The organism is Streptomyces sp. NPDC002623 (genome assembly GCF_053592635.1).
This window is the reverse complement of record NZ_JBSFWB010000040.1, coordinates 1-10,309: the sequence shown is the minus strand read 5'-3', so window position 1 is coordinate 10,309 and position 10,309 is coordinate 1. Positions and strand designations below refer to the sequence as shown.

1 protein-coding gene is annotated in these 10,309 nt (G+C 74.9%); it reads right to left on the bottom strand.

All coding sequences use genetic code 11. The features are described from left to right. Positions 1-73: 73 nt before the first annotated feature. Positions 74-10,309: type I polyketide synthase (locus ACWD4O_RS41160; RefSeq protein ID WP_451288168.1), on the bottom strand; the 10,236-nt coding region annotated here is incomplete at its 5' end.

Sequence of the window (10,309 nt, the reverse complement as noted above, 5' to 3'; positions counted from 1 at the left end):
CGAGCCCACTTTCACCGGGTGCCCGGGGAGAAGCCGGTAGGAATACGTCCAGGTCGGGGTCAGGGGTCAGGGGTCAGGCGCTGCCCAGCTCCCGATCGAGCAGGTCGAAGATCTCGTCGGCGGAGGAGGCGGCGAGCGCCTCTCCGCTGAGGGCGGGCGCCGGGGCGTCGGCGTCGGCCGGGTCGCGCCACTTCCACAGCAGGGTCTCCAGCCGCCGGGTGACGGCCGCCCGGGTCGTGTCGTCGTCCGGCAGCCGGGTGAGGGCGTTCTCCAGCCGGCCGAACGCGACCGCCGCCGGACCGGCCGCCGTCGCCTCCTCCAGCCCGAGTTCGGTGACGAGATGGGCGGCGAGGGCCGCGGGGGTCGGGTGGCTGAAGACGAGCGTCACCGGAAGCCGCAGGCCGAGGGCGGCGCCGAGCCGGCCGCGCAGTTCGATCGCCGCCATCGAGTCCAGGCCGAGGTCGCGCAGCGGACGGTCCGCGGCGACATCGGACGCGGCATGGCCGAGGACGCCCGCGACCTGGGCGACCACCAGGTCGCTCATCGCGCGCTGCCGGTCCGCCTCGCCCAGCGCGCCCAGCCGCCGCAGCAGCGCCTCGCTCCCGGCGGTCCCCGGCTCGGCCCCTGACCCGGGGTCATCGGCCGGACGGGACGGAAGGGGCCGCAGCACCGGCACCGAACCGGCCTGCGCGGCGCGGGGCTCCCGCTCGGCGAGCGCGGCTTCGAGCCGGCCGGCCGAGACGGCCCGCAGGGCGAGGGAGCGCACCGTGAGAGCGGGGGCTCCGGCGTCGGTCGCGGCGACCAGGGACAACGTGTCCGGTGTGTCGCCGGCCGCCTCCAGCCGTACCCGCAGCGCGGTCGCACCGGGCTCGTGCAGTGTGACGCCGGACCAGGCGAACGGCATCCGGAGTTCGCCGTCGCCTCCGGTGCCGGTCTCGGCGGCCATCGCGTGGACCGCTTGGAGGGCGGCGGTCAGGAGCATCGGATGCAGTCCGTAGCCGGCGGCGCTCTGCCGCAGTTCGGCGTCGAGGGCGACCTCCGCGTAGAGGGCGCCGCCGGACTTCCATACCCCCCGCAGCACTTGGTGTGCGGATTCCCCGGGGGCGGCGGGCGGCAGGGGCACGGGCACGGCTCCGGCCGGGGGCCAGAGGGCGAGGTCGTCCGCGGCGTCGTCTGCGAGGTCGTCGGCGAGGTCGTCGGCGAGCGCGCTTTCGCCGTCGTCCTCGTCCTCGTCCTCGTCCTCGTGCTCGTCCTCGGGCGCGTGGTGCGGGGCCGGGGCGAGCAGGCCGTCGGCGTGCCGGGTCCAGGCGCCTGCCGTGTCCGGGTCGTCCGGGCAGGAGTGGACGGCCACGGGGTGGCGGCCGTCGGCCTGTGCGGCGCCCACCGAGACCTGGAGCTGCGCGCCGCCGCGCTCGGGCAGCGGCAGCGGTGCGTGCAGGGTGAGTTCCTCGAGTGTGCCGAGGCCGGTCAACCGGCCTGCGTGGAGGGCGAGTTCGACGAAGGCGGCACCGGGCAGGAGCGCGGTCGCCGGGGTCAGGTGCTCGGCGAGCCACGGGTGGGTGCGCCGGCTGACGCGTCCGGTGAGCAGGACCCCGTCCGCGTCGGCCAGGTCAACGGCGGCGCCCAGAACGGGGTGCCCGGACGGGATGAGTCCGAGCGTCTGCGCATCGGCCGCGCCGCCGGAGTCGCCGGCCAGCCAGTACCGCTCGCGTTGGAAGGCGTAGGTGGGCAGGCCGGTCAGTCGCGGCTGGGCGTCTTCGAAGGCGGCCTGCCAGTCGACGTGGACGCCACGGACGTACGCGTGTGCGAGGGCGGTGGTGAAGCGGTCGGGGCCGCCGTCCCCGCGCCGCAGCGTGCTCAGGACCGCGGCCCGGGAGCCGGCCGACTCGACGGTCTCCAGGACGCCGGTGGTGAGCACGGGATGGGCGCTGGCCTCGATGAACGCGTCGTGCCCGGCGTCGAGCAGGGCCCTGACGGCCTCGTCGAAGCGGACGGTCTGCCGCAGGTTGACGTACCAGTACTCGGCGTCCAGGGCGGTGGTCTCCAGCGGGCCGCCGGTGACCGAGGAGTAGAAGGGGATGTCGGCGGCGCGCGGAACGACGCCCGCCAGGGCCGCCAGCAGGGGTTCGCGGACCGACTCGACCTGCGGGGAGTGCGAGGCGTAGTCGACGGGGATGCGCCGGGCCCAGACACCCTGTTCCTCGCTCCGCTCCAGCAGTTCGGCCAGCGCGTCCGGGGCGCCGGAGAGCGTCACGGAGTGCGGGCCGTTGACGGCCGCGAGGGAGATCCGGTCGCCGTACGGCGCGGTCAGTTCGGCGACGTCCTCGGCGGACAGGCCGACGGAGGCCATCGCGCCCTTGCCCGACAGGTCTAGGAGGGCCTTGCTGCGCAGGGCGACGATCTTCGCGCCGTCCTCCAGCGAGAGCGCTCCGGCGACGCACGCGGCGGCGATCTCGCCCTGCGAGTGACCGACCACCGCGGCGGGCCGCACGCCGTGCGAGATCCACAGCCGGGCCAGCGAGACCATCACCGCCCACAACACCGGTTGCACCACATCGACCCGCTCCAGCCACGCGTCCGACTCAGAGCGCAGGACCGAGGTCAACGACCAGTCGGCGAACGGCGCCAGCGCCTCCTCGCACGCCAGGATCTGGGTGGCGAACGTGGGTGACGCCGTGAGCAGCCCGCCGGCCATCTCGGCCCACTGCGAACCCTGACCGGGGAAGACGAACACCGGACGGGCTCCAGACTGTGCCACCCCTACGGCAGCGTCGACCCCAGAGTCCCCGGCCGCCAACCCCGCAAGGGCCGTCAGCAACCCCTCCCGGTCGGCCGCCGTGACGACGGCCCGGTGGGCGAGCCCGGCCCGGGAGAAGGCCAGCGAGTAGGCGAGGTTGGTCAGTTCCGCGCCGGTGGCGTCCGGTGCGGGCGAGGCCGCGAGATGGTCGGCGAGCCTGCGGGCCTGTGCGCGCAGCGCCTTGCCGGAGTGGGCGGAGAGCAGGAAGGGCAGGGCGCTGCCGGGGGCGTGGGCGGGGCGGGGTCCGGCCGGCTCCGTCGGCGCGGCGGGCGGCTGTTCGAGGACGACGTGTGCGTTCGTGCCGCTGATACCGAAGGCGGAGACGCCCGCGCGGCGCGGCCGGCCGAGGTCGGGCCAGGCGCGGGGGGCGGTGAGCAGCGCGACGGTGCCGGCCGACCAGTCGACGTGCGGGGTCGGCCGGTCCACGTGCAGGGTCGCGGGCAGGACGCCCTCACGCATCGCCAGCACCATCTTGATGACGCCCGCGACGCCGGCCGCGGCCGTGGTGTGCCCGATGTTGGACTTGACCGAGCCCAGATAGAGCGGGACCTCCTCCGGCCGGTCCCGGCCGTAGGTGGCGAGCAGCGCCTGCGCCTCGATGGGGTCGCCCAGGGCGGTGCCGGTGCCGTGCGCCTCGACGGCGTCCACGTCGCGGGCGGTGAGCCGGGCGTCGGCGAGCGCCTGGCGGATGACCCGCTGCTGGGACGGCCCGTTGGGGGCGGTCAGACCGTTGCTGGCGCCGTCCTGGTTGACGGCGCTGCCGCGCACCACGGCGAGGACGCGGTGCCCGTTGCGTCGGGCGTCCGACAGCCGCTCGACCAGCAGCAGGCCGACGCCCTCGGACCAGCCGGTGCCGTCCGCGGCTTCGGCGAAGGCCTTGCAGCGGCCGTCCGGGGAGAGTCCGCGCTGCCTGCTGAACTCCACGAATCCGGTCGGGGTGGCCATCACGGTCACCCCGCCGGCCAGCGCCATCGTGCACTCGCCGCGTTGCAGCGCGCGGCCGGCCAGGTGCAGCGCGACCAGTGAGGAGGAGCAGGCCGTGTCCACGGTGAGTGCGGGGCCCTCCAGACCGAAGGCGTAGGCGACCCGGCCCGAGAGCACGCTGCTGACGCTGCCGGTGAGCGCATACCCCTCCACGCCCTCCGGCAGCTCCCCGACGCCGGACCCGTAACCGCAGGCCGCGCCGCCGACGAAGACGCCGACGGCCTCGCCCTTGACCGAGGTCGGGTCGATCCCGGCGTTCTCGAACGCCTCCCAGGACGTCTCCAGGAGCAGCCGCTGCTGGGGGTCCATGGCCAGCGCCTCACGCGGGGAGATGCCGAACAGCGCGGCGTCGAACTCGGCGGCGGCGGTGAGGAATCCGCCCTCGCGTGCGTAGCTGGTGCCGGGGTGGTCGGGGTCGGGGTCGTAGAGCGCGTCGAGGTCCCAGCCGCGGTCGGCCGGGAACTCCGACACGGCGTCCACTCCGTCGGCGACGAGCCGCCACAGGTCCTCGGGTCCGCCGACCCCGCCGGGGTAACGGCAGGCCATGGCGACGATGGCGATCGGCTCGGTGTCCAGCGCTGTGCCGGGTGCCGCTTCGGCGTCGGCCTTGGCGTCGGCGGGCCGGGCGCCGGCCAGTTCGTCGCTGAGGAAACCGGCCAGGGCGGTCGGCGTGGGGTAGTCGAAGACCAGGGTGGCGGGGAGCTCCACCCCGCTGCTCAGGGTGAGCCGGTCGCGCAGTTCCACGGCGGTGAGCGAGTCGAAGCCGAGGTCGCGGAAGGCCCGTTCCGACGAGGGCGGTTCACCGGCCGGTAGGCCCAGTACGGCGGCGACCTCGCGGAGTACCAGGTCGAGCAGGATCCGCTGTCCCTCGCCCGCCGTGGTCGCGGCCAGCCTGCGGGCCAGCTCCGGTTCGTGTGTCGGCCTGCCGTCGGGACGCGGGTCGGAGCGTTCGGCCAGGTAGGCGCGGGTCTCCGGCAGATCGGCGAGCTGGGCGCTCGGGCGCAGGGCGGTGAAGCGGCGCAGGAACTGCGGCCAGTCCACATCCGCGAGGACGGTGACGGCCTCGGCGCGGGCCACGGCGCGCGCCATCAGGGCGACGGCGGCCTGCGGATCCATCGCGCGCAGTCCCCGGCGGGCCAGTTGCTCTCCGCTCTCGCCCGCCGCCATCCCGGCCCCGGCCCATGGGCCCCAGGCGACGGCGGTGGCGGTGAGCCCGCGGGAGCGGCGACGGCGGGCGAGGGCGTCGAGGTAGGCGTTGCCCGCCGCATAGGCGCCCTGGGCTCCGCTCCCCCATACGCCCGCGATCGAGGAGAAGAGAACGAAGGCGTCGAGCGGACGGTCGCCGAACAGCGCGTCGAGGTGCGCCGCGCCGAGCACCTTGCCCTCGGTGATCCGTTGGCAGGCGGCGAGATCCGTCTCGGCGACGGTGGCGGCCTGGCCGATCCCTGCGGTGTGCACGACGGCCCGGATCGGCGGCCCGTCCGCCTCGACGGCGGCGACCAGCCGGTCCAGCGCCGCACGGTCGGCGACGTCGCAGGCGGTCACGGTGACGCGGACGCCGTGAGCGGTGAGTTCGGCGGTGAGCTCGTCGGCCCCTGCCGCCTGCGGACCCCGGCGGGCGGTCAGCACCAGGTGTTCCGCGCCGTGCGCGGCGGCCCAGCGGGCCACTTGGGCGCCGAGTCCGCCGGTGCCGCCGGTGATCAGGACGGTGCCGGCGGGCGTCCAGGCCGTCTCCGGGCCGCGCTGCCCGGCGGCGCGCACGACACGCGTGCGACGCAGCCGGGGCACCCAGGCACCCGAGGCACGCAACGCGATCTGGTCCTCCGGGCCGCCGCCCGCGAGCACCCGGGCCAGCCGGGACCACACCCGCTCGTCGGCGTCGACGGGGACGTCCGCCAACCCGCCCCAGGAAGTGGGAAGTTCGAGTGCGGCGGCCCGTCCGAAGCCCCAGACCTGCGCGGCTGCCGGCTCGGGCACGGGGTCGTTGCCCACGGCCACGGCCCCTTCGGTCACGCACCAGAGACGGGCGGTGCGGCCCGCCTCGGAGGGAGAGAGGGAGAGTGCCTGGACGAGGACCACCGTGTCGGCGAGCCAGGTGGTCAGCGCCGGGTGGCGGGGGTGCTGTCCCGGATCGCCGGTGAGCAGCGACACGATCCCGGCGACCGGGCCCGCCTCGCGGATCCGCTCGGCGAGTTCGTCGCGCTCCAGGTCGGCGGGGCGCAGCCGCAGCGTCTCGACCTGGGCGCCGGCCGCGGTGAGCGCTTGGGCGCAACGGTGCGTGGGGTCGGCGTCGGTACCGGTGCCGGTGCCGGTACCGGTGTCGGCGGCCTCGGGGGCGGGGGTGATCAACAGCCAGGTTCCGGTGAGGCGTTGGCCGTCCTGCGGTGTCGTCCAAGGCTGCCACGCGGTCTCGTAGCTCCAGGTGTCCAGCAGGGTGCGCTCGTGCTGGAGGCGGCGCCAGGAGGCGAGGGCGGGCAGCAGGTCGGCGAGCGAGTCCCGCCGGGTCTCGTCGCCGACCTCCAGCGCGTCGGCCACGTGGTCGGCGTCGCCGCGATCGACGGCGGCCCAGAACTCCGGGTCGGCGTCGGCCGGCACGGTGGACGGGGCGACGACGGGGGCCGTCGGTTCGAGCCAGAAGCGGCGGCGCTGGAAGGCGTAGCCGGGAAGGTCGGTGAGGCGCGCTCCGGTGCCGGTGAAGAAGGCCGGCCAGTCCACCGGGACGCCTGCGAGTTGCACGGTGCCGAGCGCGCCGATGACCGTGGCCGACTCCGCCCGTTCGGCGCGCAGCAGGGGCACGGCGGCGGTACCCGGCCGCGCGACGGTCGTCTCGCGGGCCATGGCGGTGAGGACGCCGTCGGGTCCCGCTTCGAGCAGCGCTGTCACCTGGGCACTTTCGAGCGCCGAGACGCAGTCGGCGAAGCGGACCGGCTCGCGTACCTGCCGTACCCAGTACTCCGGGTCGGTCAGTTCGCCGACCTGGGCGATCCGGCCGGTGAGGTTGGAGAGGACGGCGGTCGTGGGTTCGCGGAAGGACACCGTCCCCAGGACGCGGCGGAACTCGTCGAGCATCGGCTCCATGCGGGCGGAGTGGAAGGCATGGCTGACTGTCAGCCGTTTGGTCTTGCGACCCCGCTGCGCGAACTCCGCCGCCACCCGCAGCACCGGCTCCTCATCACCGGACACCACCACCGACATCGGCCCGTTGACGGCGGCGACACAGGCTGCGGGGACATCGTCCAGGACCGTGCGGACCTCGTCCTCGTCGGCCTGTATCGCCACCATCGCGCCACCCGTCGGCAGCGCCTGCATCAGCCGGCCCCGGGCCCCGACCACGACAGCGGCGTCGGCCAGCGACCACACCCCCGCCACATACGCCGCCGCGAGCTCGCCGATCGAGTGCCCGAGGAGGAAGTCCGGCCGCACACCGAGGGACTCCAGGAGACGGAACAGCGCTACTTCGACGGCGAACAGCCCCGCCTGCGTGAACACCGTCTCGTCCAGCAGCCCCGCCATGCCCGCCGCGGCCTCGGCACTCTCCGCTCCGAACACCACATCCCGCACCGAGTGCGTGACATGCCCCGCCAACTGCCGGTCCAGCTCGAACACCGCCGCGTCGAACGCCGTCGCGAACACCGGGAAGTCGGCGTGGAGTTCACGTCCCATGCCGACCCGCTGACTGCCCTGACCGCTGAACAGCAGCGCCAGCCGTCCCTCGGCCCGGGCCGGGCCCGCCGGCACGCCGGGTGCGGTCTCTCCGCGACCGAGCGCGTGCAGATTCCGCAGGAGTTCGGCCCTGTCGGCGGCCGTCAGCACGGCCCGTTCGGGCAGGGCGGCGCGGGCGGTGGCGAGCGTGTAGGCGACGTCCGGCAGGGCGGGGACCGGCGTCGTTTCGAGGAACGCCGCGAGGTTGCGGGCCTGTGCGTACAGCGCCTCGGCCGTGTGACCGGAGAGCAGCAAGGGCAGCGTGGCTCGGCTCGCCGGCGGCCGGTGCTCCGGCAGGTCGGAGGGCGGCGCGCTGTCGGGGGTCTGTTCGCTATAGGAGGCCTGTTCGCTGTCCGGGGCCTGTTCCAGGACGACGTGCGCATTGGTGCCGCTGATGCCGAAGGAGGAGACGGCGGCCCGGCGCGGGCGACCGGTGGCAGGCCACGGCGTCGCGTCGGCCAGCAGTCGTACGGATCCTGCGGACCAGTCCACGTGCGGGGTGGGCTCGGTGACATGCAGCGTGGGCGGCAGCACGCCCGCGCGCATCGCCTGGACCATCTTGATCACGCCCGCGACACCGGCCGCGGCCTGGGTGTGGCCGATGTTCGACTTCACGGAGCCGAGATAGACGGGGAGTTCCTCGGTCCGCTCCTGACCGTAGGTCGCGATGAGGGCCTGGGCCTCGATGGGGTCGCCGAGCGCCGTGCCCGTCCCATGGGCCTCGACCGCGTCGACGCTCTGCGGCGACAGGCCCGCGTCGGCCAGCGCCTGCCGGATGACCCGTTGCTGGGACGGTCCGTTGGGGGCGGTCAGGCCGTTGCTGGCACCGTCCTGGTTGACGGCGCTGCCGCGCACGACGGCGAGGACGCGGTGTCCGTTGCGCACCGCGTCCGACAGTCGCTCCACGACCAGGACGCCGACGCCCTCGGCCGGTCCGAACCCGTCGCCGTCCGCGGAGAACGCCTTGCAGCGGCCGTCCGCGGCGAGACCGCGCTGGCGGCTGAACTCGACGAACAGCCCGGGCTCCGCCATCACGGTCACGCCGCCGGCGAGCGCCATCGAGCACTCGCCGCCGCGCAGCGCGCGCACCGCGAGGTGAAGGGCGACGAGCGAGGAGGAGCACGCGGTGTCCACGGTCACGGCGGGCCCCTCCAGCCCGAAGGTGTACGCGACCCGGCCGGAACCGACGCTCGGCGTGTTGCCGGTGCCCAGGTACCCCTCCAGTTCCTCGGGGGCCCGGTCGAGTCGGCCGGCGTACCCCTGGGCGACCAGCCCGGTGTACACACCGGTCCGGGTGCCGGCGAGGGCGTCCGGCGCGATGCCGGCGTGTTCGAGGGCTTTCCAGGAGGTCTCCAGGAGCAGCCGCTGCTGTGGGTCCATCGCCAGGGCTTCGCGGGGGTTGATGCCGAACAGGTCGGCGTCGAACAGGTCCGCGTCGTGCAGGAAGCCGCCGGAGCGGGTGTAGCTCGTACCCGCGTGGTCGGGGTGCGGATCGAACAGACCGGCGAGGTCCCAGCCTCGGTTGCCGGGGAACTCGGAGATCGCGTCCGTGCCCTGTGCGACCAGCCGCCACAGGTCGTCGGCCGAGGCCACGTCCCCGGGGAAGCGGCAGGCCATGCCGATGATCGCGATCGGCTCGTGGGCGGCGGCCGACGCCACTGTGTCCTGTGCGGCGGCCGGCGCGAGCTCCGCGCCGGACAGTTCGGAACCCAGGTGCCGGGCCAGCGCGGCCGGGGTCGGATGGTCGAAGACAAGGGTGGCGGGCAGCCGCAGCCCGGTCTCGGCGGTGAGCCGGTTGCGCAGTTCGACGGCGGTCAGCGAGTCGAAGCCGAGGTCCTTGAAGCCGCGGTCGCCGGCCACGGCCGTCCGGTCGCCGTGGCCCAGTACTGCGGCGACGTGCGTACGGACCAGCTCCAGCAACGCGCGTGAGCGTTCGGACGGGTCGAGCGCCGCGATACTCCGCTGCCAGGCCGACCCGTCCGTCCCCACGCCGGTCTCCCCGCCGGCCGCCGCGACACGCCGGGTCGCCCCTCGGACGAGACCGCTCAACACGCCGGGCAGCGCACCCGTCCCGGCCAGGGTGCGCAGCGCGGCCGTGTCCAGTCGGAGCGGCACGGCGAGGGCGTGCGGGAGCGCACGGCCGGCGTCGAAGAGTCGCAGTCCGAGGTGCGGGGTGAACGGCAGGATGCCGCCGCGCGCCATCCGGTCCAGGTCGCCGCGCCCGAGGTGGCCGGTCATGCCGGTGGCCTCTCCCCACAGGCCCCAGGCGAGCGAGATGCCGGGGAGGCCGGCGGCCTGTCGGCGGGCGGCGAGTGCGTCCAGGAAGGTGTTCGCGGCGGCGTAGTTGGCCTGGCCGGGGCCGCCGAGGACTCCGGCGACGGAGGAGAACAGGACGAAGGCGGCCAGGTCGAGGTCCGCGGTGAGTTCGTGCAGGTTGACCGCCCCGTCAACCTTGGCCCGCAGCACCCGCTCCAGTCGGTTCCGAGGCATGGACTCGATGAGGCCGTCGTCGAGCAGGCCGGTGGCGTGCACGACGCCGGTCAGGGGACGGTCGGCAGGGATGCGTGCGAGGACTGCGGCCAGCGCCTCACGATCGGCCGCGTCACACGCCTCTACGGTGACGTCGGCTCCGAGGGCCGTGAGTTCCGCCGCCAGCTCGCCCGCGCCGGGGGCGTCGGGACCGCTGCGGCTGAGCAACACGAGGCCGCGGACGCCGTGTTCGGTGACGAGATGCCGGGCGACCAGGCCGCCCAGGGTGCCGGTGCCGCCGGTGATCAGGACCGTCCCGCCCGGATCCAGCGCCCTGGGCATCCGCAGCACCAGCTT